General features: G+C 32.2%; 23 protein-coding genes and 1 other RNA gene. 1 reads left to right on the top strand and 23 read right to left on the bottom strand.

Features of this window, described 5'->3' with window-relative positions; genetic code table 11:
- Window positions 1-4 precede the first annotated feature (4 nt).
- The 3 genes from FBE87_RS02730 to efp all read right to left on the bottom strand — a co-directional run bounded on the left by FBE87_RS02730 (window position 5) and on the right by efp (window position 2,364).
- On the bottom strand, window positions 5-958 hold the full coding sequence (locus FBE87_RS02730; RefSeq protein WP_002859936.1) for a DUF979 domain-containing protein: 954 nt from the start codon (window positions 956-958) through the stop codon (window positions 5-7).
- Window positions 945-1,637, bottom strand: a complete 693-nt coding sequence (locus FBE87_RS02725; RefSeq protein ID WP_002856730.1) for a DUF969 domain-containing protein — start codon at window positions 1,635-1,637, stop codon at window positions 945-947. Before FBE87_RS02725 ends, FBE87_RS02730 begins: the two co-directional genes overlap by 14 nt.
- A 157-nt stretch (window positions 1,638-1,794) precedes the next feature.
- Window positions 1,795-2,364, bottom strand: coding sequence for an elongation factor P (gene efp / locus FBE87_RS02720; RefSeq protein ID WP_002855210.1), 570 nt, complete (start codon window positions 2,362-2,364; stop codon window positions 1,795-1,797).
- A 113-nt stretch (window positions 2,365-2,477) separates the two neighbouring features.
- On the opposite strand from efp, the gene rnpB reads away from it, so the two are divergent.
- An RNA gene (rnpB, locus tag FBE87_RS02715) (RNase P RNA component class A) lies at window positions 2,478-2,798 on the top strand.
- Here the strand turns inward: rnpB and FBE87_RS02710 are convergent.
- The 20 genes from FBE87_RS02710 to FBE87_RS02615 all read right to left on the bottom strand — a co-directional run bounded on the left by FBE87_RS02710 (window position 2,796) and on the right by FBE87_RS02615 (window position 21,855).
- Window positions 2,796-3,071, bottom strand: a complete 276-nt coding sequence (locus tag FBE87_RS02710) for a hypothetical protein (RefSeq protein WP_002776186.1) — start codon at window positions 3,069-3,071, stop codon at window positions 2,796-2,798. The genes rnpB and FBE87_RS02710 overlap by 3 nt on opposite strands.
- Window positions 3,052-3,438 carry a flagellar export chaperone FliS gene (fliS, locus tag FBE87_RS02705; protein ID WP_002776169.1) on the bottom strand — a complete coding sequence of 129 codons (387 nt, stop codon included), beginning with the start codon at window positions 3,436-3,438 and terminating at the stop codon, window positions 3,052-3,054. Before fliS ends, FBE87_RS02710 begins: the two co-directional genes overlap by 20 nt.
- Window positions 3,439-3,449: 11 nt before the next feature.
- Window positions 3,450-5,381 (bottom strand): flagellar filament capping protein FliD, encoded by a 1,932-nt coding sequence (fliD, locus tag FBE87_RS02700; protein ID WP_165433067.1) that lies wholly within the window; start codon window positions 5,379-5,381, stop codon window positions 3,450-3,452.
- A gap of 2 nt (window positions 5,382-5,383) precedes the next feature.
- Window positions 5,384-5,749 (bottom strand): FlaG family protein, encoded by a 366-nt coding sequence (locus FBE87_RS02695; protein WP_002776146.1) that lies wholly within the window; start codon window positions 5,747-5,749, stop codon window positions 5,384-5,386.
- 156 nt (window positions 5,750-5,905) lie between these two features.
- Window positions 5,906-7,708: a menaquinone biosynthesis decarboxylase gene (locus FBE87_RS02690; protein ID WP_087706963.1), complete on the bottom strand. Its 1,803-nt coding sequence runs from the start codon at window positions 7,706-7,708 to the stop codon at window positions 5,906-5,908.
- Window positions 7,705-8,628 (bottom strand): hydroxymethylbilane synthase, encoded by a 924-nt coding sequence (hemC, locus tag FBE87_RS02685; protein WP_002856753.1) that lies wholly within the window; start codon window positions 8,626-8,628, stop codon window positions 7,705-7,707. The genes FBE87_RS02690 and hemC overlap by 4 nt, the downstream gene beginning before the upstream one ends.
- Window positions 8,625-9,014: an FxsA family membrane protein gene (gene fxsA, locus FBE87_RS02680; protein ID WP_052795288.1), complete on the bottom strand. Its 390-nt coding sequence runs from the start codon at window positions 9,012-9,014 to the stop codon at window positions 8,625-8,627. Before fxsA ends, hemC begins: the two co-directional genes overlap by 4 nt.
- Window positions 9,011-10,720 carry a proline--tRNA ligase gene (locus FBE87_RS02675; RefSeq protein ID WP_072224440.1) on the bottom strand — a complete coding sequence of 570 codons (1,710 nt, stop codon included), beginning with the start codon at window positions 10,718-10,720 and terminating at the stop codon, window positions 9,011-9,013. The genes fxsA and FBE87_RS02675 overlap by 4 nt, the downstream gene beginning before the upstream one ends.
- Window positions 10,704-12,002, bottom strand: coding sequence for a glutamyl-tRNA reductase (gene hemA, locus FBE87_RS02670; protein ID WP_002854989.1), 1,299 nt, complete (start codon window positions 12,000-12,002; stop codon window positions 10,704-10,706). Before hemA ends, FBE87_RS02675 begins: the two co-directional genes overlap by 17 nt.
- Entirely contained in the window at window positions 12,002-12,895 is an 894-nt protein-coding gene (locus FBE87_RS02665; RefSeq protein ID WP_002869870.1) for a hexaprenyl-diphosphate synthase, read from the bottom strand. Before FBE87_RS02665 ends, hemA begins: the two co-directional genes overlap by 1 nt.
- A gap of 13 nt (window positions 12,896-12,908) precedes the next feature.
- Window positions 12,909-13,445: a hypothetical protein gene (locus FBE87_RS02660; protein ID WP_002858491.1), complete on the bottom strand. Its 537-nt coding sequence runs from the start codon at window positions 13,443-13,445 to the stop codon at window positions 12,909-12,911.
- Between the two features lie 2 nt (window positions 13,446-13,447).
- Entirely contained in the window at window positions 13,448-13,711 is a 264-nt protein-coding gene (locus FBE87_RS02655) for a DUF2018 family protein (protein WP_002854834.1), read from the bottom strand.
- Window positions 13,712-13,849: 138 nt separating this feature from the next.
- On the bottom strand, window positions 13,850-14,407 hold the full coding sequence (locus FBE87_RS02650) for a 2-oxoacid:acceptor oxidoreductase family protein (RefSeq protein WP_052786424.1): 558 nt from the start codon (window positions 14,405-14,407) through the stop codon (window positions 13,850-13,852).
- Window positions 14,404-15,249, bottom strand: a complete 846-nt coding sequence (locus tag FBE87_RS02645; protein WP_002854895.1) for a 2-oxoglutarate ferredoxin oxidoreductase subunit beta — start codon at window positions 15,247-15,249, stop codon at window positions 14,404-14,406. The genes FBE87_RS02650 and FBE87_RS02645 overlap by 4 nt, the downstream gene beginning before the upstream one ends.
- Window positions 15,250-16,374, bottom strand: a complete 1,125-nt coding sequence (locus FBE87_RS02640) for a 2-oxoglutarate synthase subunit alpha (protein WP_100626236.1) — start codon at window positions 16,372-16,374, stop codon at window positions 15,250-15,252.
- A gap of 8 nt (window positions 16,375-16,382) precedes the next feature.
- Window positions 16,383-16,694 carry a 4Fe-4S binding protein gene (locus FBE87_RS02635; RefSeq protein ID WP_002854819.1) on the bottom strand — a complete coding sequence of 104 codons (312 nt, stop codon included), beginning with the start codon at window positions 16,692-16,694 and terminating at the stop codon, window positions 16,383-16,385.
- A gap of 14 nt (window positions 16,695-16,708) precedes the next feature.
- Window positions 16,709-17,578 carry a succinate--CoA ligase subunit alpha gene (sucD, locus tag FBE87_RS02630; RefSeq protein WP_002928453.1) on the bottom strand — a complete coding sequence of 290 codons (870 nt, stop codon included), beginning with the start codon at window positions 17,576-17,578 and terminating at the stop codon, window positions 16,709-16,711.
- 9 nt (window positions 17,579-17,587) lie between these two features.
- Window positions 17,588-18,751: an ADP-forming succinate--CoA ligase subunit beta gene (gene sucC / locus FBE87_RS02625; protein ID WP_002899446.1), complete on the bottom strand. Its 1,164-nt coding sequence runs from the start codon at window positions 18,749-18,751 to the stop codon at window positions 17,588-17,590.
- Window positions 18,752-19,654, bottom strand: coding sequence for a malate dehydrogenase (locus tag FBE87_RS02620; protein ID WP_002858544.1), 903 nt, complete (start codon window positions 19,652-19,654; stop codon window positions 18,752-18,754). It lies immediately after the preceding gene.
- On the bottom strand, window positions 19,651-21,855 hold the full coding sequence (locus FBE87_RS02615; RefSeq protein WP_002858520.1) for an NADP-dependent isocitrate dehydrogenase: 2,205 nt from the start codon (window positions 21,853-21,855) through the stop codon (window positions 19,651-19,653). The genes FBE87_RS02620 and FBE87_RS02615 overlap by 4 nt, the downstream gene beginning before the upstream one ends.
- Window position 21,856 lies beyond the last annotated feature (1 nt).

Genomic DNA, 21,856 nt, shown 5'->3' with positions numbered 1-21,856 from the left:
CTCCTTAAAATCTAAAAGCTAAAAAATACATTAAAAAGATATTAGCTACAAGCAAAACAAGTCCTGACATAAACTGGGCTTTAATTACGCCATTTTTATCATCCAAATTTAAAAGTGCCGCAGGAACTATATTAAAATTTGCAGCCATAGGCGTCATTAAAGTTCCGCAAAATCCACTAAGCATTCCAATCGCACCTATAATAGCAGGATTTGCATGCATTTGTATGATTAAAATCGGCAAAGCAATAGCAGCAGTAATCACAGGAAAAGCTGCAAAAGCATTGCCCATTACTATAGTAAAAAGCGCCATAGCGATACAATACACAGCTACTGCAATAAAAGCATTATCCAAACTAATATAACTAGATAAAAGTTTAGATACTTGATCGCCCATTCCTGTAGAAACAAAAACTACCCCAAGTGTAGCCAAAATTTGCGGTAAAAGCGCCGCCCAACTAATGTGATCCATAGTATGTGCTGCATCTTTAACAGCTCTTTTAGGAGAAGCCTTAAACATAAAACAAGCAACTATTGAAGAAATAATTATACCTATAATCAAAGCCATCAATGTAGCATTTTTATTTTCAAAAAAACTCAAATGGGGAAATAAAAAAGTCCCAATAAGTGTAATCAAAGGAACCATTAAAGCAGGAATAAAAAGTTTATTTTTATAAATATTTGCATGTTTTATCTCGTATTCTTTTTCTTCTTTGCTAACTTCGATCTTTGCTGGTTTTAATAAATTAAACCCTGCTATAAGTGCTAGTAAAATCACTATACAACCCATCACAAAATGAGGCAAAACTCCTGCTAGTAAAAAAGTAAAACTATAACTTATCCAAAATACCCCGCCGCTTATTCTTGATTTTATATCTTTAGCTTGATTAGAAAAACTTAAAATTCCAAAAACTAAAAATAAAATTCCTACAATATAATAAAGTAAATCAAGACTTATCATCACTCAACCCTTTATAAGTTTTTTCCAATCTTTTATCAAATAAATAAAGTCTAGAGCAATGGATAATTAAAGCCAAAATTCCAGTTGGTATAGCCCAAACTGATAAATGCAATGGCTCAACAATAATACCATTGCTCTCATAAAAAGCTTTAATAAATAAAATAGAATGCACGGCTATAAAAATATCCTCTCCAAAAAATACAGCAACATTATCCGTTCCCGCAGAAAAAGCTTTGATTTTTTGACTATCTTTATGTGTTAAGTTTTTAAATTTAAGCTTAGCTGCAGCTTCTGCCATAGGGGCTATTAAAGGTCTTATCATCTGTGCATGTCCGCCTAAAGATAAAAGCCCTAAAGCTGCAGTAACTTGTCTAAAAACAAAATAACACATTAAAATTCGTCCTGTACTGGCAACTTTTATTTTGGATATTAAATTTTTAGCCTGCTCTCTTAAGCCTTTGCGTTCCAAAACAGCAAGTAAAGGTAAAATAAGCCAAATTATAGCAACATAGCGATTATCTACAAAAGATTTTCCTATATCACTAACAACCTTAACAAAATCAAAACCTGAAACAAGTCCAGCATAAATTCCAACTGAAGTTACCACTAAAAAGGGGTTAATCTTTAAAGCAAAACCTAAAACAATCAAAGGTATAGAAGCAAGAAGTAACCATTCCATCAACCATCTCCAATATGAATTAGAAATATTATAGAAATTTTAAATTGAAGAAAAGTTTAAAAAAATATTTTTAAGAATGGAATGAGAAATTAAGTAACAAAATAAATTTTATATAAATTTAAAAAAGCCTTGGAATAGTCCAAAAGCTTTTTTTGTATTATTTGTTCGCTCTTTCTATATACTCACCACGCACAGTATCAACGCGTATAACTTCACCTTCTAACACATGAAAAGGAATTTGCACTACTGCGCCTGTTTCCAATGTAGCCGGTTTTTTATTTGATCCTTGAGTATCACCCTTAAAATTTGGAGCTGTTTCGATGATTTTGAGTTCAACAACTTGTGGAACTTCTACGCCGATAGCTTTACCATTATGGAAAAGCACATCTACCATCATACCATCAAGCATCCATTTTTTCGCCTCACCTACATCATCATCACTAATAGCTACTTGTTCATATGTTTGCGTATCCATAAATTGGCAATTTTCACCATCATCATAAAGATACTGCATAGTTTTATCTTCTAAATTTGGAGCTTCACATTTATCACCTGCATGGAAAGTTTTTTCAAGTACTTTACCATCAATAAAAGATTTGATTTTAATACGCACAAAAGCAGGACCTTTGCCTGGTTTTACATGCTGATACTCAACTATTTTAAAAGGAATTCCATCGATTTCTATTTTAAGTCCCTTTTTTAAATCACCCATTGAATAAGATGCCATAAATTTCCTTTGTTAAAAAATAAAAAACAATTTTATCAAATTTTGATTGATATCACAATAAAATTATTTTATTTGATGAAAAAATAAGTAAAATTACGTTAAAATCCAAATTTAAAGCATAGTAAATGCTCGCTTCTTTTTAGGAGAGGAAAGTCCGAGCTGCTAAAGACAAACATTCCATCTAACAGATGGCTAGGGTAACCTAAGGGATAGTGCAACAGAAAGAAAACTACCACGTAAGTGGAAAAGGTGAAACGGCGGGGTAAAAGCCCACCAGCGATTTTGGTAACAATTTCGGCTATGTAAACCCAATGTGCAGCAAGAAGGGATGGTTAGCGTCTTTGTTTTAACCCTTCGCTTGATTTTGTTTGCAAAAACAAAACTAGATAAATGAGCATTCAAGACAGAACTCGGCTTATCGCTATGCTTTTTTAAGATTTAAAATATGTCAACGCTTTTTGAAATTTTTGAATTTCAACAGCTTTTGTTTTTTTCTTTTGTTCAATCAGTATAACAGCTTCTTGCAAAAGAGCTTGAACTTGATAAAATACATCATTTGCATTTTCTTTTAAAAAATCTTCTGAAGGCGATTCTTTGGCTAAATTTTTAATAAAAGCTTTCATATCAAGTTCATCAAGTAAATTTTCAAGTTTATTGACATCTTCTTGGATTAATGCAAGTTTAAAATCACTGAGCCACTGTTTCATTGTTATGCACTTCTCTCCAAGCTTCTAGCAAACCTTTGGTTACATTTATAACTTCATTGATTCTATCTTCGTTATTTTCTAAATTTGCCAAAGATAAAAGTTGAATTTCTCTTGTATAAAGCCCGCTTAAATAATGTGCCACTTCTCCGCCTTTTTCATAGTTTAAAGTATTAATAAGCTCTATAAAAATAGCCGTGGTTCTTTTTACAAAATACACTCTTTGTTCTATATCTTCATTTCTTATGGCTACTTTAGCTCTTGCACAAAAACGCAAAATTCCCTCATAAAGCATTTCAATAAGTTTTTGCGGGGACTCTATCCCCACTTGATTTTGAGAATAAGCATTATAGGCTAAATTATTTTGCATCTTTTTTATCCTTAATTATTAGAATTGTTTGCCGCATTAATCATATTAGTCACAGTATTTAGCTGTTGATTGAGTTTATTTAAAATACTCTCATATTGCAACCATTGATTCGCCATTGTATCATATCTTGTATCAATCATAGCCTGAGTCGAGTCTTTAGAGGTATTTAATGATTTAATATCATTTGTCAAACTCTCATCATATTTTGTAATTGAACCGTCTTTTCCAGTCATCTCTTGCAACGTGGCTTTTAATTTTGAAAAAATACCTTTACCTTCTATAGGCTTAGAGGTTATATTTACGTCAGACAAACCTAATTCCTTGAGAATGTTAGCATCTCCTTTGATTGAAAAATCCGAGCTACCATCTCCACTAAAATTCAACCTAAACCCTGTAACATTGTTTTGATTATAGGATTCAACCTTAACTTTTAAGCCTTCAATACCTTTACTGTTTATATGATTAGCTAAATTTTGAAGCAATTCTTCCTCTGTTTTCCCTGTTAATTTAAAATTAGTACCATCAGAATTTTTAGATAAATCATATGTTTGATTATTAAAAACTATAGTAAAATCTCCTGGTTTAAATTCTAAACCATTAGTATTACCTCCATTGGAATTAAGATATTTACTTAAACTTCCTGTCTTAATTACCTCTCCTGTGTGATTAATGTCTTCGTATTTAGTAATATTTGAAAAAAAACTTTCAGTAGAGTCTGGATCTTCTTTAACTTTTTGTTCAAATTTAGAAGAATCAAAACTCAAAGTGCCTGCATCATTTAAACTTAAGCCAAAATCCTGCATAGAAAGCATAACCTTAGTGTTTACTTTATTACCATTTGCATCTTCAGTAGTTCCATCAACAACTTGAGAATCAAACAAATCAGCAAGAATGCTTGAGCGTATTGAATTTACTTCACTGATGCCTTGTAAAGTTCCTTTTGTTCCAGTTTCACTATTATAGTCAGTTGCAGCATTAAGATTGGTTACTAAATCATTATAAGCATCCACCAAATCTTGCATGGCTTTTGTCACACCTTCAAAATCTTGCTGTACATCAAAATTAATTTCACCTGTTTTATTTAAAGTTAAAGTCATTCCTACACCAAGATCGGTAACAGTGTTACTTGATCTAAACATCTTAATACCATCAAGTGTAAATTCTGCATTTTGCGCAGTTTGGATATGCAAAGAAGCATCCTTAATACCATAACCTTTTTTATCCTTAGCTGGATCAATAGTCTGAGTCGTTTTATCTAATTCCCATCCAAGATTTTTGAATATTGTTTCTGCCTCTGAATCACTTGTATACTTACCATTCGAATCTTTTTTTCCCGCATAGAAACTTATCGCACTGTCTTCGCCTGTTTCTTTACTGGTTAAAGTTAAGCGGTAAGGAGTGCCTTTCTCTCCTGTGTTTACAATCTTAGCAACAATCTCTCCTCCACTAGCTTCATTAATTTTATCAGCTAAATCTCTATAGGTTGTGTTTTTATCTACCGTAACAGTATATTCTTTGCCATTTGAAAAAAAAGTAAGATCGGCAGTTCCATTTAATTGTGCATTAACAAAACCACCGTCATTTGCTAATCCTTTACTTTGATACACATCTTTTTGTGCAAGTTGAGTAACATTGATATTCATGCTTTGTAAAGCAACACCCGAATTAACTGTAAGACTTGCTGGAGGATTATCGCTAATACTTCCTACAACTTTTCTTTTCGCAAAAACCGTAGCATCGGCTAATGATGAAACAGCTGTCTGAAAACTTAGTAATTTAGTTTTGATTTCTGTTAAATCTTTTTGTTTGGTTGTATTTTCTTCAATTTTTTTAGTATAAGGATCAATACGAGCTTTTTGCTCTGCTTCTTTTAATTTATCTATAGTATCTTGAGTTAAAACCCCAGAACCAAATCCTAAACTAGATAGACTACCAAATGCCATTTTTAACTCTCCTTATCAAATATCATTCCTATCACATCCCTAAAATACTCAGCTAATCTCATAGCTTCTTCGCTAGGAATTTGACGGATTTCCCTTCCAGTACTTTTTTCAGTCACGCTAATATACATAGAACCGATTTTATCACTATAACCAAAACGAACATTGGTATCTAGAGAATCCATTTGCTCATTTAACTTTTTTGTAATATCAGCTAACTTTTCACTCACACCTCGTTGCTGTCCATCATCGCCTTCTTGGCCTTGACTTCTATCGGTTTGAATGTTTAAACTAGCCTGTGTCTCACTTGTTCTTTGGCTAATGTTTGCCAAAGCTGTATCCATTTGCCCATTTGCCTTCGATATTTCCATTTTAAAATCCTTTTTAAAATTTCCTATTGCTAGTTAAAAGCTTATATCGACAAATTTATAAATTTATGAACACCTATAAAGAAAATTTTATTTTTCAATAATAAAAAAATAATAAGCAAAAACTGTGCCAAAATTTTAAAATAAATCTCAATTATCTTAAAAAATTTCAAATTTATTAAAAAGATCTGGATTATTTTCTAAAATATTACGCAAGATCAAATCTTCTATCACGCTTTTAGTGCAATCTGTTTGCTTAGGCCAAGCTCTTAAATAACCCTCAGCTTCACCTTTAGCACTTGCATCTACTCCAAGTCTTTCTTCTTTGATAAAAATATCTCTTTTAGCATCTATATTATTTACCACACGCCAAACAAGCATATAAGAATTTTCAAGCTTATTTTCAGCATCTAAAAACACTAAAATCCTAAAATGTTTTTTAAATTCTAAAAGTTTGTCAAAACTTTGTTCGATTTTTTCTTTTTTATCAAGCAAAATACAAACTATAGGACTTTTACTTTCTTTATAAAATTGCTTTAAATTTAAAAGTTCTACCTTAGTTTTAAAAAGTTCTAGTAATTTTTCATCTTCTAAAATTTCAAGCTCTTCAACTTGTATTTCTTCGCAAGCATCAAGTCCTGCTTTACCCCCAAAACAAGAATTAGGTGAAGCATGATCTAATTGATCACAAATTCCTTCTGAAATTAAAATTTTCTTTGTATTAAAACGATCTAACATATAAGGAATTAAAGCATCATAATCTTTCAAAGAAGGTGCATTTTTATCCACAAAAATTGCATGTTTAACAAAACTCATTTGCCCTACTCCCCAAAATGCATGCATAATTTGTTGCGCATGAGCGGGATATTTTGCATCGATTTTTGCTAAGATAAGATTATGAAAGACCCCATTTTCAGGCATATTATAATCAATTAAATCAGGTACTGAAGTTTGAAGCAAGGGTAAAAAAATTCTTTCAGTACCAAGCCCCATGATCTTATCTTCTAAAGGAGGCTTTCCTACAACCGTTGCTTGATAGATCGCATCTTTTTTAGCATAAATTTTTTCTACTTTCATCACAGGAAAAAGTTCAGCAGGAGTGTAAAAACCCGTATGATCTCCAAAAGGACCTTCGATTTTAAACTCTTCTAAATCCACATAACCTTCAATAACCACATCACTATCATAAGGCACAAAAATACCATTTTCACAAGGAGTAATTTTTGCAGGAGTTTTTTTAATAAAACCATAAAGTAAAAGTTCAAAAATTCCCTTAGGTAAAGGTGCTTGAGAACACCAAATATAAAGCGGATCTCCACCTATGGCTATACTTACAGGCATTTTTTTAAAACCAGCATTTTTGTATTCGTGATAAAAATTTGCCCCATCTTTATGAATTTGCCAATGTATTAAAAGTTCATTTTTATCACTCATTTGCAAACGATACATTCCAAGATTATTTTGAGTTTTATCTAAATTTTGTGTATAAACTTGCCCCATGGTAATAAATTTACCCGCATCATCTTCCCAAGTTTTTAGTATGGGAAGTTCTTCAAGTGAGTTTAAAATTTCATAATCATACAAGGCTTTATTTTTTTTCAGTCTTTTAGGAGGAATATTTTTAAAACTTAACAAATTCATAAAAAAATCCATTTTTGCTTTAAAACTCGTAGGAATATGAAGCTTGGTGAGTTTTGAAATTTCTTCAGCCACCTCTTCATAATCACGTCCAAAAGCTAAATTTAAAGCCTTTTCATTGCAAAAAGTATTCATCAAAACAGGAAATTTATATTGTTTATTTAATTTTTTATCTATAGGATTTTTAAATAATAAAGCCTTCCCTTTTTCTCCTTTTTTAGCTTCTATATAAGCTAAATGAGCGATTTCAAGATCTACATCTACAGGTTCTTCAATTACCCTTAAAAGATCATTTTCTTTTAAAATTTGAATAAATTCTTTCATATCATACTCTCAGCTTTTTTTAAAAGTTCTTTAGCACCTTTAGCAATAAACTCCTTAGCCAAACTCTCTCCAAAACCTTTAAAATCATTCTTTTTAATCATTCTCTTATCTTTTAAAATTTCACTTCCATCGGGTAGTCCAAGTACCGCACGCACACAAATTTCATCTCCTAAGAGTTCTGCGTTAATACCTATAGGAACTTGACAACCTCCTTCTAAAGTAGCAATAAATTCTCTTTCAATGCTTGTTTCAATCAAAGCATTTTCATCATTTAAACATTTTAAAAGTTCTAAAATTTTTTCATCATTTATGCTTTCTATACCTAAAGCTCCTTGAGAAGCCGCAGGAATAAGCTCATCTTTGCTAAATTCATAAACAAAATTCACTTGCTTATCTAAGTTTAAGCGTTTAATTCCCGCCATTGCCAAAATAATCGCATCAAAATCATTATTTTTTAATTTCTCTATACGAGAATTGACATTACCACGCAAAGAAATAATCTCTAAATCAGGTCTTAATAATAAAAGCTGCATCTTGCGTCTAAGACTAGTAGTGCCTATTTTTGCACCTTTTGGTAAAGAAAGAAAATCTTTATAATTTTGACTTAGCATAGCATCATTGCTTTGCTCTCTTTTGCTTACCGCTGCCAAAACTAAACCTTGAGGAAAAAAACTAGGCACATCTTTTAAACTATGCACTGCTAAATGTGCTTCTTTTCTTAACATACTTTCTTCAAGTTCTTTTGTAAAAAGTCCTTTACCACCAATTTTTGCCAAAGGAGAATCAAGCAAAACATCGCCTTTTGTTTTAAAACCTTCTAAAAGCACTTCAATTTGATGTGTATTTTTTAAAATTTGGGCTACATGTTCACTTTGCCAAAGAGCCAATTGACTTTTTCTTGTTGCAATAATAAGCTTCATTTTCTATCCTCTATAATTTCAACATCAATAATTTCTTCATTAGAATTTTGATACTCTTGCTTGGTGTATTGATATTTTGATTTAGTCATTAGTTTCAAAGCAATACCAAAGAAAAATACAAAAATTCCAAAAACACTTGTAATAATCCCTGGAAAAATAAGCAAAAACCCTGCGATAACAAAAGAAAATTGTGTTAACATATCCTTTAAGCCACCCATTTGAAATTCAAGCATATTTTTCCAAAAAATTCCCAATAAAACCGCACCAAAAATCATACTCAAAAGTATGAAAAATAAAAAATTACCAAAACCAAAAAAAACTATAAAAAGTACACTTGCAATAATTTCAAGTACAAATAAAGGGCTTAAACTTAATTTATAATTCATAACACTTTCTTTTTAAGAATTTCCATAAGTTCATCAGTTTTTATAAGTTCTTTTACCAAACCTTCTCTTTGGATAAGCTCTATTTCATTCTTTTCTAATCCTTTACCAATAACTAACGCATAAGGAAAGCCCATAAGTTCAAAATCATTCATTTTAACCCCAAAACGCTCATTTCTATCATCAAGCAATACTTCTAATCCAAGATTAGTTAAATCCTCATAAAGCTTATTAGCAAATTCTAAAGCCTTTTCATCTTTGAGATTTGAAACAATAATTTCAAGCACAAAAGGAGCTAAAGTTTTATTCCAAATACATCCTTTTTCATCATGACTTGCTTCAGTAGCTACAGCCAACAAGCGTGAAACACCTATGCCATAACATCCCATGTAAAAAGGCTGACTTTTGCCATTTTCATCTAAGAAATTTGCATTCATCGCTTTGGAATATTTTTGTCCTAGCTTAAAAATATGCCCTACTTCTATACCTTTACTTTGTTTTAATTTTGCTCCACATTTAACACAGCAATCCCCTTCTTTAACTTCAATCAAATCTTTAAAACGATCTTTATTTAAATTTACAACATCAATACCGATTAAATGATAATCTTTTTCATTCGCACCCATAATCATTTGCTTTTCGTTTTCAAGCTCAAAATCTATATAAAAATCTATATCTTTTAATCCCACAAAACCTATAAAACCAGCTACTAAGCCAGCTTTTTCCAATTCTTCTTCGCTCGCATCGACTAGTTCAAGGGCACTGCAAGCATTTTGAGCCTTAACCTCTTGCAAATCATCACTTCCTCTTATAAAAAACACAACTAATTTGCTTTCATTTTCATAAATAGCTTTTTTTACCACTGCTTTAATCGTATAAAAAGCATTGATTTTAAAAAATTGTGCTAAAGAATCTATAGTTTTAATATTTGGAGTGTGAAATTTACTTGCATAATTTGCTTCAGGACGCTCATCTTGACAAGTTTTTTTAGCTCTTTTTGCAGCTTCAACATTAGCCGCATAATCACAATTTTCACAAATTAAAATATCATCTTCCCCATTTTTTGCCAAAACCATAAATTCCTTAGAACCACTTCCACCAATAGCCCCACTATCAGCTTCAACTGCTCTAAAATCAAGCCCCATTCTTTGTAAAATTTGAGAATAAGTTTTATACATAAGCTCAAACTCACGTCCTAAATCTTCTTCATTAGCATGAAAACTATATCCATCTTTCATTAGAAATTCACGACATCTTAAAAGCCCAAATCTAGGCCTTGCTTCATCACGAAATTTAAGTCCAATTTGATATAAATGCAAAGGAAGTTGTTTATAGCTTGTGATTTTGTTTTTTACCAAAGAAAGCATAGCTTCTTCATGTGTTGGACCTAAAACAAATTCATTTTCTTTTCTGTCTTTAAAACGCAAAAGTTCTTTTCCAAAAACATTATAACGCCCACTTTCTTGCCACAAACTTGCAGGAGTGATAAAACTAAGATTTACTTCTTGTGCTCCAGCCTTATCCATTTCTTCTTTAACTATATTTTTAATCTTGTCTAAAACTCTTTTTCCCAAAGGCAAGAAATTATAAAGTCCGCTACCAACTTGTTCTACAAAACCCGCACGCGTTAAAAAAATATGACTAGGTAAACTCGCATCTTTTGGCGCTTCTTTTAAACTTGGTGCATAAAATTTAGTAAATCTCATCATTATTCTCCATATCAAATTCACATTTATATTGATTTAAACCTTCAAGATTATTTTGCAAATCAAAAACATAACGCATAGCATTAATCACTGTATCGCTTTGCATTTTACCTTGTAAATGTTTCAAATTTACAGTAGGCGTGTGTAAAAAAGCCTTAAAAACTTGATGAATCAACTTTCTAGCCTCTTCTTTATCAGATTTTTTCAAATATCCTTTTTTTAACGCAATTTCAAGTTGTTTATCTGCATATTCTTTAGCTTGCAAGCGTATAGCTTTGATAATAGGCATCAAAGCCAAATCGTTTAAATACCTAAAAAATTCACTTGTTTCACGACCTATTATCCCATAAGCCATACGAGCTTCTTGTTCTCTTAGTGCTAAATTTTTTTGAACCACAATTTCAAGATCATCTACAGCAAAAACAGATATATTTTCATTTTCATTGATATCAATATCCCTTGGAACTGCAATATCAAAAAAATACCTTTTATAAGAAAGTTCTTCTATTAAAGAATTTGTAATAATAGCATTTGGTGCATTGGTAGCTGAGAAAAAAAACTCGTATTGATTTAAATATTTTTTTAAATTTTCTAAACTATCATATTCGCTTAAAACACCAAGTCTCTCACACAAATCTTTAGCTTTTTGTAAATCACGATTTAAAATAATCACCTTAGCACCCGCAGCAATTAAATGTTTTGCCGCAAGTTCTCCCATCTCTCCAGCTCCAATAACAACAGCTTTTTTTTGCGTTAAATCTGCAAGTTCTTTTGCTTTTGCCACGGCAACGCTAGCTACAGAAATAGAATTTTTAGAAATTTGAGTTTCATTGCGCACCTTAGCAGCACATTTAAAAGCACTATGTACTGCTCTTGAAAGGTGTACTCCACAAAAATTATTTTTTACAGCAAAAGCAAAGGCATCTTTTAATTGTCCTGCTATCTGAGTTTCTCCAACCACCAAACTATCCAAAGAACTTGCTACAGAAAAAAGATGGTGGATTGCTCCACTATCTTCAAAAATATCAGCTTTTTCAAGTAAAATATCTTTATCAACATCACAAAGTAAAGCCAAAGATTTAACAATAAACTCCGCACAGGCCATTTTTACAAAAGCAACAATTTCAACACGATTGCAAGTACTTATAACCAAACATTCTTCAATATTTTCATGAGTGCTAATGATTTTTAAAAACTCACTTTTTTTAGCTTCATTGGAAAAGCTTAACTTTTCCCTTAAGGCAATATCTGTATTTTTATGAGTAAAAGATATACAATAATACATTAAAATTCCCTATCTATCATAGCTTTAATAATATCATTAAGCTTGTTATTATCATATTTTTCAATTGCTTTTCTAGCCTTTTTTGCATAAGTTTTAGCTTCTAAAATAGCTTTTTCTAAAGCTTTTTGTTCTTCAAATTTAGTTTTTAGCCATTCTTTTTCATTTTCATTTAAATCTTTTTTAAATAAAGTCTGCAAATATATCCTATCTTGTTCTTGTAAATTTTCATAAAGATAAATATAAGGCAAGGTAGTTTTACCCTCTTTAAAATCATTCATAGCAGGTTTTCCAAGAATTTTTTCATCACTCTTAATATCTAAAATATCATCAATCATCTGAAAAGCAAGTCCTAAATTTTTACCATATTCTGCAAAATCTTTTTCATATAATCCAGCCAAAATAGCTCCGCATCTAGCACTTGCTTCAATCAAAACAGCTGTTTTATTATAGATCATTTTCAAATAAGCTTCTTTATTGATATTAAATTTCTCTCCCAAATCAACATCCATAAGTTCGCCTATAGCAAGCTTTACAACAGCATCTGAAATAATACTTGCAAATCTAGCATCCATTTTGCTTAATTCATAAAAGGCTTTTGAATACAAAATATCGCCCAACATAAGAGCATTTTTTGTACCAAATTCAGCATTAACAGATCTTGCTCCACGCCTTAATTCACTCTCATCGATAATATCATCATGTAATAAACTAGCAAGATGTATCAATTCTATAGCTGCGCAAATTTTAAAAGCAATCTCACTCTCATCTGCGATAGCTAATAATAATTTAGAGCGTAATTTCTTTCCTGGTTTTACATTTGAAAGCATATTTAAAATAGGTTCATAGCCAAGTTCTTCTAAAAACTGTTTTATTAATTCATCTATTTTTTGCACTATCTTTTCCTTGTTAATTGCTATTATTATTTTCTTTGCTTGTTAATGGTTTTACCTGAGGTTCGTTAAAATTAATCATAGGAACAACCTGATTATTTTGCGGTGGATTTTGTAAAGCTTTTTTTCTCGGATCTAAAAATTCTACCATTAAGCGAGATTCCTTATCTTCTATATAAACCGTAAAAGTTGCCAAACCTTTATTATAACCACTAAATTCTAAAATAAGTCTTGCTCTATCAATATGTGGATTAGTATAATCAGGTATTAAAGTTTGAGTTACCCAATCTAAATTTCTTCTTAAACTCATCACAAATTGACGCGGATATTTGCGAAATTTCGAATGTACGATGATATTAGTATTATCAAACAAAGTCCAATAAAAATCAAAATTTTGCACCTTATCTTCATAGCCTATTTCTTTAATCTGCACACTAGCTCTCTCATCTTTTTTAAGTATAAATTTATAAGTATAATCAAAAGTTGGTTCAGATGCTAAAACATTACTAAAAATAAAAAAAATACAAATTAAACAAGGGCTTATTTTAAACAATTTTAGCCTTCGTGTCCTAAAATTTTTGCGCCCAATTCTATATAAATATCATTTTGCCTTTCTTCTATAAAATCACCATTTTCTAATATGAAATTTTTTACATCCATTTCTGTTAAACCTTGTTTTTCCAAAAGTTCCACCATGGCAATATGATCAGCAAAAAATTCCTCAAAAACTTTTTCTAAGGCTCCTAAATTTCCATTTTGTATAATTTCTATAAATTTTTCTTTTGGAGTTTTATTAAACATTTCATCAAAAAAATCCATTAATTTTCCTTGAAAATATAAGTTTTTGATTATAAAATTTTAATCGTTAAAAGTAGCTAAATTAAAATAATTAAAATTTAAATTTTATTTGCAATGTGTAAAATTTTAGAAGTTAAATTCCGCATGATGCGGAATTTATTATGAATATGGTTTTGCTTGAGTGGCGTATTTTACACCCAGATCAAAAGCTTTAGCATTTGCATCACGAGTTTTTGCAGGAACCATATGAAGCATAGTGTCTTTTAAAACATCTAAATCTATACATTTACTCATATAAGCAGCAATTGCAAGTGCTACAACTGATTGAGTAGCCACATTTCCTACCTCATCTTTAGCTATGGTAATAATAGGAATTTCAAAAATTTGCCATTTTTTATAATCTTCACTTTCAGGATGTACTAAATTTGGCTCTACAACTATGATACCTCCTTCTTTTACACCCCCACGAAAACCTTTATAACCCTTATCTGCAGTCGAAAGCATAAAATCTACTTCCCCTTCTACAGCATAAGGAAATAAAATTTCTTTATCATCGATGATAATATCCACCTTAGTAGGGCCACCACGCACTTGTGAAGTGTAAGTAGAAGCCTTAAAAGCTTGACGACCTTCTTTAATGGCTGCTTCTGCTAAAATTTCTCCTGCGGTGATAACACCTTGTCCGCCTTCACCGCCAAATCTTAATTGATATTTCATTTTAAAGCTCCTAAATCCACCATTCTTTTTTCTTTGGCTGCACGACGTACTTCTTCATAAGCGTGGCAGTATTCTGGCTGAGAATTATCTTCATGTAAAATTCCTGTTGGAAATTTATCTTTTCTTTCTTCAAAATCCATGCTTTCAAATTTAGCTTTATCCACAACGCGATTTTTAATCCAATCAAGCATAGCTACAGCTTCGCCCATTTTGTTTTTTCTGCCTAGATTGATATGACAATTTGAAAAAACATCTACAAAACTATAACCCTTATGCGCTAAAGCCTTATAAATTAAATTTTCAAGCTTATTAGCTTCGATCACATTACCCCTTGCCACAAAAGAAGCTCCTGCAGCTTTAGTTAATTCACACGCATCAAAATTAGGGTCAATATTTCCAAATTGAGCTGTTACTGTATAAAAACCTTTTGGAGTGGTTGGGCTTGTTTGGGAATTCGTAAGTCCATAGATAAAATTATTGATCACAATGTGGGTTAAATCAATATTTCTGCGACAACCATGTATAGTATGATTTCCACCAATTGCCAAAGTATCCCCATCTCCGCTTACTACAATAACATGTTTACTAGGATTGGCTAGTTTAATGCCTGTTGCATAAGCTATTGCTCTACCATGAGTTGTATGAACTGTATTACAATTTACATAAGAACTCATTCTGCCACTACAACCTATACCCGAAACAAGACAAACATCATCCATATTCCAACCAAGTTTTTCTATCGCGCGGATAATACATTTTAAAACAACACCATCGCCACATCCCCAACACCATTGAGTAGGCATTTTATCTACTCTTAGATATTCATCATAATTAAAAGCCATTTATATATTCTCCTTTACCTTAGCAATAATTTCACTTGGAGTGATAGGACGACCATTTGCACGGTGCAAACTAATAAAATCGCGACGCGAAGTTACTCTTTCAATCTCTTCAAGATATTGTCCCATATTAAGCTCGCTTACCATTACTTTTTTAAATTTGCTTACAACTTCAGCGATTTTTTTCTCAGCCACTGGATAAAGAGTAATCGGACGGAAAAGCCCCACTTTAATCCCTTGCTCTCTTAATCTTTGTATAGCTTCTTTTGCTGAACGACTCACGCTTCCATAAGCAATGATTAAAAATTCAGCATCATCAAGCATATACTCTTCATAAGTACAAATATCTTCTTGATTGTTTTTTATTTTACCTATGAGTCTTTCCATATTTTTTTTCACTATAACTCCATCTTCAGTTGGAAAACCTATATCTCCATGATGAAGTCCTGTAACATGATAACGATAACCTGTAAAGAAAGGATTTAAAGTTGCAGGCTCATTTTCTCCTGCTGCATAAGGTTTATAATCCTTTTTATCGCCTTCAAATTTTTTACGGTTATATACTTTAATATCTTTTAAATCAGGTAAAACCGCTTTACCATTCATGTGCCCTACAGTTTCATCCATAAGTAAAAATACTGGAGTCATATATTTTTCAGCTAAATTAAACGCTCTAATGGTTTCTGTATAAGCTTCTTCAAGACTTGCAGGAGCAATAGCAATACTTGCAAAATCCCCATGAGTTGGTGCTTTAGCTTGAAACAAATCTCCTTGTGCTACACGAGTTGGAAGACCTGTTGAAGGACCACCTCTCATAACATTTACAATCACAAGTGGAATTTCAGCAATAAATGCAAGTCCTATTTGCTCTGCTTTTAAAGAAATTCCAGGACCGCTACTTGCAGTCATGGATTTTACCCCACTCATTGCCGCACCAATAGCCACGCTAATACCTGAAATTTCATCTTCCATTTGTATAAAAGTTCCATCATTTGCAGGAAGTATATGGCTTAATTCATGAGCTATCTCACTACTAGGAGTAATAGGATAACCTCCAAAAAATTTACATCCACAATCAATCGCAGCTTTGGCGATTAAAACATTACCTGTTGCTATAACTTCTCTCATTATTTTTCCTATGCTAATTTTTTGTATTTGTTATTTTTTACGGCTACAGCTCTATCTTTAGCCTCAGCAGTAAGTTTGGCAAATTTAAATTCATCTCTTTTTGCCACCATAATAGCAAAATCAGGGCAATGTGTCTCACACTCGGTACAGCCTATACAGGATTCAGGGTGTACCACCTCTATCATTTGTCCTAAAACCGCATGCACATCATCGCGCATAGCTAAAACCCCAGCGGGGCAATAGCTAACACAAATATTACATGCTTTACATCTATGCTCATCTACCCAAACAGGGGTATCTTTTGGAGCTGTCATACTCATGTTTTTTTCCTTTATTAACCTAATATTTTTTGAATTTCTTCACCAATTAAAGCCGGAGAATCCACCACATGAATTCCATAGCTTTTTAAAGCTTCTTTTTTAGCTGCAGCACTTTCATCAGCACTTCCTACTATGGCACCTGCATGCCCCATTCTTTTGCCTTTAGGAGCAGTTGCACCTGCAATGAATGCTACCACAGGTTTGCTAATATTTTCTTTAATAAATTTAGCCGCTTCCACTTCCAAACTACCACCAATTTCACCTATCATTACAATAACTTTAGTTTCATCATCTTTTTGAAATTCACTTAAAAGTTCTTTATAAGCAAGACCTATGATAGGATCACCACCAATTCCTACTGCAGTAGAAATTCCATAACCACCTTGAACTACCTGATTAGCAGCTTCATAAGTTAAAGTTCCACTTTTTGAAATAAGCCCCACGCAACCTTTTTTAAAAATAAAACCTGGCATAATACCTAACTTACATTCTTCAGAAGTGATAATACCTGGACAATTTGGTCCAATGATTTTCATACCCTTTTTATTAGCATATTGCTTAGCAAACATCATATCCTTTACAGGCGTATGCTCGGTGATTACAACTGCAAGCTTAATACCCGCATCAGCTGCTTCAATCACGCTATCACCCACAGCAAAAGCAGGGACAAAGATCAAGCTCACATCAGTCTTTGTTGCTTTAACCGCATCTGCAACGGTATCAAAAACTGGTTTACCTAAATGAGTTTGTCCGCCTTTATGAGGGGTGACACCTCCAACTATATTTGTACCATAAGCCATGCATTGCTCAGCGTGAAAAGTTGCTTCTTTACCTGTAAAACCTTGAACTATTACTTTTGTATTTTTATTAACCAATATACTCATTTTCCATCCTTATCCTACTAAACTTTTTACAAGCTCTGCACCGTTTTTAAGATTGGTTGCTGCTTTGATATTTTTAAGATTTGAATTATCTAAAATTGTCTTTGCTTCTGCTGCGTTAGTGCCATCAAGACGCACTACAATTGGAATATTTACCTCAACATTCTTAGTAGCTTCTAAAATTCCATTTGCTATCCTATCACAACGAACAATACCACCAAAGATATTGATAAATATAACTTTTACATTTTTATCTCTTAAAATAATTTCAAAAGCCTTTGCAACAGTTTCTGGAGAAGCTCCCCCGCCTACATCTAAGAAATTTGCAGGTTTTGCACCACTATAATTAATAATATCCATAGTTGCCATTGCTAGACCCGCACCATTTACCATACAAGCTACATCTCCATCTAATTTCACATAGCTTAAGCCAAATTCAGCCGCTTCTCTTTCAGCAGGATTTTCTTCAGTAGTATCTCTAAGTTCAGCAATTTCAGGATGACGATAAAGCGCACTATCATCAAAACTGCATTTTGCATCAAGGGCATAAAAATCCCCTTCTGCAGTTTTAATTAAAGGATTAATTTCAAGCATATTCATATCTTTATCCATGTAAAGCTTATAAAGTTTAGCTATCATAGAAATGAGTTTTTTGCCTTCATCTTTATCAAGTCCCAAAACTCTCGCTACTTCAAGTCCATGAAACATTTTAAATCCAATTTGTGGATCAATACCTACTTTTGCAATTTTTTCAGGACTTTCTTTGGCTACTTTTTCTATATCCATCCCTCCTTCACTTGAAGCGATAATGGTAATTTGCTCTGCCATTCTATTAAATAAAATAGCCAAATAATACTCTTTTACTATATTAACACCACTTTCTATATAAAGTTTTTGCACAAGTTTGCCTTCAGGTCCTGTTTGATGAGTTACTAAATTCATTCCTAAAATTTTACTTGCATAATCTTTTACCTCATCTAAATTCTTAGCGATTTTAACACCACCACCAAGACCACGGCCTCCTGCATGAATTTGAGCTTTAACTGCCCAAACACTACCGCCTAATTCTTTAGCATTAGCCACAGCTTCATCTACGCTAAATGCAACTTTTCCCTTTAAGGTAGGGATGCCATTGTCTACAAAAATTGCTTTTGCTTGATACTCATGTATGTTCATTTATTCTCCTTTATATTGATATTTGATTAAAGATTTTTCTAATTTGTCTTTTTCTTGCAAACTAAGATCCATTTTCATGATTTCAATCACACCTTCAAGTCCTAATCTTGCCATAACTCCCAAGGCTTTGTTTTGCACTCCAAATTCTCCATGTAAAATCACACTCATAGGTAAAAACTCGCCACTTCTTATAGACTCAAGCATTCTTATACAAGCACTAGCAGGGGCTAAATAAGCTGAAGTTTTAAGATGTTTGATTACTTTAGCTCCACCTGTTTTAACTTCATTTTCTAAATCCTCAAATTCTTCTTCATTTAAAAATTCGCTTATATTTTTATTTTTAACACTTGCGTAAGATTTTACCAAAACCATATCATCATTATGAAAACCAATAAGTCTTGTATCCACTCTTGACATTTTGACATTAAGTTTTTTGGCAAGTTCATACTTAAATCTTGCATTGTCTAAAACACCCGCCATGGCTATAATTTTCTTTGATGAAAAAATCCCGCTTTCATAAAGAGTATTAAGTAGAAAATCCACAGGATTAGTTAAAATAATAAAAAGCGGATCTTCTGTAAAATCTTTAATTTTTTTAGCACAATCAAGCATAATGCTTGTATTTAACTGAAGCAATTCTTCTCTACTTTGCCCATCTTTTCTAGCAAAACCTGCACTAAAAAGCACTATATCTGAATTTTTGGTATGAGTATAATCTTTAGTGCAAAGTAAATCTATATTTAAATTTAAAGCAGCTATGCTTTGAGTAAGCTCTAGTTCTTTTGCGTAAAGCAAATCCTCGTTAATATCTACTAAAACAATTTCATTTGCTATTTCTCTTAAAATCAAAGCATAAGCTACGCTTGAACCTACATTGCCAGCCCCTATAACAGTGATTTTCATCTTTGTCCTATTTTTTCTAAAATAGCGTTAAAAGTTGCACTTGGACGCATGATTTTATTTGCTTTTTCATCATCAAATTTATAATACCCACCCAAATCCACTTTCACACCTTGTGCATCGTTAAATTCGGCTCTGATTTTTTCTTCATTAGAAGAAAGCTCTAGGGCAATATCTTTAAAAAAGCTTTGAAGCTCCATATCACTTGCCTGTCTTGCTAAATGATTTGCAAAATACATTGCTAAATAAAAATGACTTGTTCTATTATCATCTTCTTTGACTTTTCTTGATGGAGCTTTATTATTTTCAAGCCATTCGCCTATAGCCTCATCAAGACATTCTGCTAAAACCTTAGCTTTATGATTGCCACACTTATTTGCATAAAATTCCAAACTTGCTTGCAAAGCCAAAAATTCACCCAAACTATCCCAACGCAGATGATTTTCTTCGACTAATTGTTCTACTTGTTTAGGTGCTGAACCCCCTGCTCCTGTTTCAAACATAGCTCCACCATTTAACATAGGCACAACAGAAAGCATTTTTGCACTTGTTCCAAGCTCTAAAATAGGAAAAAGATCGGTTAAATAATCCCTTAAAACATTACCCGTGATAGAAATAACATCTTTACCTTCTCGGATTAACTCTAAACTTCTTAAACAAGCTTCTTTTGGAGTTAAAATGGCTACATTTTTACCCTTTTCTTTTAAACGATTTTGTACCAAAGTTATCATGATTTTATTACTAGCTCTTTTGCTATCTAACCAAAAAATAGCTTCGGCTCCACTAAGTTCTGATCTTTCTATACCTAAATCAATCCAATTTAACACTGCATCAAATTTAGCCTGATTAGCTCTATAAATATCACCTTTTCTAACCTTATGTTCTAATAAAACTTTACCGTTAGAAACTATTTTAAAAGTTCCTTCTTCTTTAGCCACAAAGGTTTTATCGTGCGATCCATATTCTTGAGCTTTTTTAGCCATTAAACCTACATTAGATACACTGCCAAGTTTTGAAGGATTTAAAGTACCATTTTTATGCAAATCTTCAATAACCGCCTCATAAATAGTTGCGTAAGTTTGATCAGGAATTACGGCATTTGTGTCCTTTTCCTTACCTTCCTTATCCCACAATCTTGCGCCATTTTTAAGCATTGCAGGCATAGAAGCATCAACGATAACATCGCTTGGAACATGAAGATTTGTAATGCCTTTATCTGAATTTACCATAGAAATATCTGCAGATTTAGCTAAAATTTCACTGTATTTTTTTAAAATTTCATCTTTTTTGCTTGAATTTTCGATCTTACTTAAAAGCTCACTTAAACCATTATTTGGATTAATGCCTAATTTTTCAAATTCATCTTGAAATTCGATAAATAATTCTTTAAAAAATACTTTTACCGCATAACCAAAAAGTATAGGATCACTTACTTTCATCATTGTAGCTTTTAAATGCAAAGAAAAAAGCACATCATCATCTTTGCTTGCTTTAATTTCTTTTGCATAAAATTCCTGAAGTTTTTGCACATCCATAAAAGTAGCGTCTAAAATTTCATTTTTTTCAAGTTTTAAGCCCTCTTTTAAAATTTCTTTTTTACCATCAACGCTTGTAAATTCTATATTAGCCACACAATCTTGATCGATTAAAACCGCTTTTTCATTAGAGAAAAAATCCCCTTCTTTCATGTAAGAAACACGAGTTTTTGAGTTTGGATTAAACTCAACCACACGATAAGGATTGTTTTTTGCATAGTCTTTTACCGCTTTTGTTGAACGACGATCTGAATTTCCTTGTCTTAATACAGGATTAACCGCTGAACCTAAAACTTTTTGATATTTTGTTTTAATTTGCAATTCTTCATCATTTTTTGGCTCATCTGGGTAATTTGGTAACATATAACCCTTATCTTGCAATTCTTTAATCGCCGCCTTAAGCTGAGGAATAGAAGCTGAAATATTTGGGGTTTTAATAAGATTTGCATCCGATCTTTTGACAAGCTCGCCTAAAAGCTCTAAAGCATCTTCACATCTTTGTTCCTCTTTTAAATACTCACTAAAAGTAGCTAAAATCCTTCCAGACAAAGAAATATCCGAGGTTTTTACTCCTATATGTGCCCTACTTAAAAAAGCTTTCACTATAGGCAAAAACGAATAAGTCGCAAGAGCTGGCGACTCATCTGTTAAGGTATAAGTAATTTGCATT

Source organism: Campylobacter sp. CFSAN093246, assembly GCF_012889415.1.
GTDB lineage: Bacteria > Campylobacterota > Campylobacteria > Campylobacterales > Campylobacteraceae > Campylobacter_D > Campylobacter_D jejuni.
The sequence above is the reverse complement of the archived record's forward strand: the minus strand, read 5'-3'. Positions and strand labels throughout refer to the sequence as shown.

Bases quoted from the DNA above. Each gene is read 5' to 3' on its own strand.
- FBE87_RS02730 (WP_002859936.1), bottom strand. From the start codon at position 958: ATGATAAGTCTTGATTTACTTTATTATATTGTAGGAATTTTATTTTTA.
- FBE87_RS02725 (WP_002856730.1), bottom strand. From the start codon at position 1,637: ATGGAATGGTTACTTCTTGCTTCTATACCTTTGATTGTTTTAGGTTTT.
- efp (WP_002855210.1), bottom strand. From the start codon at position 2,364: ATGGCATCTTATTCAATGGGTGATTTAAAAAAGGGACTTAAAATAGAA.
- FBE87_RS02710 (WP_002776186.1), bottom strand. From the start codon at position 3,071: ATGAAACAGTGGCTCAGTGATTTTAAACTTGCATTAATCCAAGAAGAT.
- fliS (WP_002776169.1), bottom strand. From the start codon at position 3,438: ATGCAAAATAATTTAGCCTATAATGCTTATTCTCAAAATCAAGTGGGG.
- fliD (WP_165433067.1), bottom strand. From the start codon at position 5,381: ATGGCATTTGGTAGTCTATCTAGTTTAGGATTTGGTTCTGGGGTTTTA.
- FBE87_RS02695 (WP_002776146.1), bottom strand. From the start codon at position 5,749: ATGGAAATATCGAAGGCAAATGGGCAAATGGATACAGCTTTGGCAAAC.
- FBE87_RS02690 (WP_087706963.1), bottom strand. From the start codon at position 7,708: ATGAAAGAATTTATTCAAATTTTAAAAGAAAATGATCTTTTAAGGGTA.
- hemC (WP_002856753.1), bottom strand. From the start codon at position 8,628: ATGAAGCTTATTATTGCAACAAGAAAAAGTCAATTGGCTCTTTGGCAA.
- fxsA (WP_052795288.1), bottom strand. From the start codon at position 9,014: ATGAATTATAAATTAAGTTTAAGCCCTTTATTTGTACTTGAAATTATT.
- FBE87_RS02675 (WP_072224440.1), bottom strand. From the start codon at position 10,720: ATGATGAGATTTACTAAATTTTATGCACCAAGTTTAAAAGAAGCGCCA.
- hemA (WP_002854989.1), bottom strand. From the start codon at position 12,002: ATGTATTATTGTATATCTTTTACTCATAAAAATACAGATATTGCCTTA.
- FBE87_RS02655 (WP_002854834.1), bottom strand. From the start codon at position 13,711: ATGGATTTTTTTGATGAAATGTTTAATAAAACTCCAAAAGAAAAATTT.
- FBE87_RS02650 (WP_052786424.1), bottom strand. From the start codon at position 14,407: ATGAAATATCAATTAAGATTTGGCGGTGAAGGCGGACAAGGTGTTATC.
- FBE87_RS02645 (WP_002854895.1), bottom strand. From the start codon at position 15,249: ATGGCTTTTAATTATGATGAATATCTAAGAGTAGATAAAATGCCTACT.
- FBE87_RS02640 (WP_100626236.1), bottom strand. From the start codon at position 16,374: ATGAGAGAAGTTATAGCAACAGGTAATGTTTTAATCGCCAAAGCTGCG.
- FBE87_RS02635 (WP_002854819.1), bottom strand. From the start codon at position 16,694: ATGAGTATGACAGCTCCAAAAGATACCCCTGTTTGGGTAGATGAGCAT.
- sucD (WP_002928453.1), bottom strand. From the start codon at position 17,578: ATGAGTATATTGGTTAATAAAAATACAAAAGTAATAGTTCAAGGTTTT.
- sucC (WP_002899446.1), bottom strand. From the start codon at position 18,751: ATGAACATACATGAGTATCAAGCAAAAGCAATTTTTGTAGACAATGGC.
- FBE87_RS02620 (WP_002858544.1), bottom strand. From the start codon at position 19,654: ATGAAAATCACTGTTATAGGGGCTGGCAATGTAGGTTCAAGCGTAGCT.
- FBE87_RS02615 (WP_002858520.1), bottom strand. From the start codon at position 21,855: ATGCAAATTACTTATACCTTAACAGATGAGTCGCCAGCTCTTGCGACT.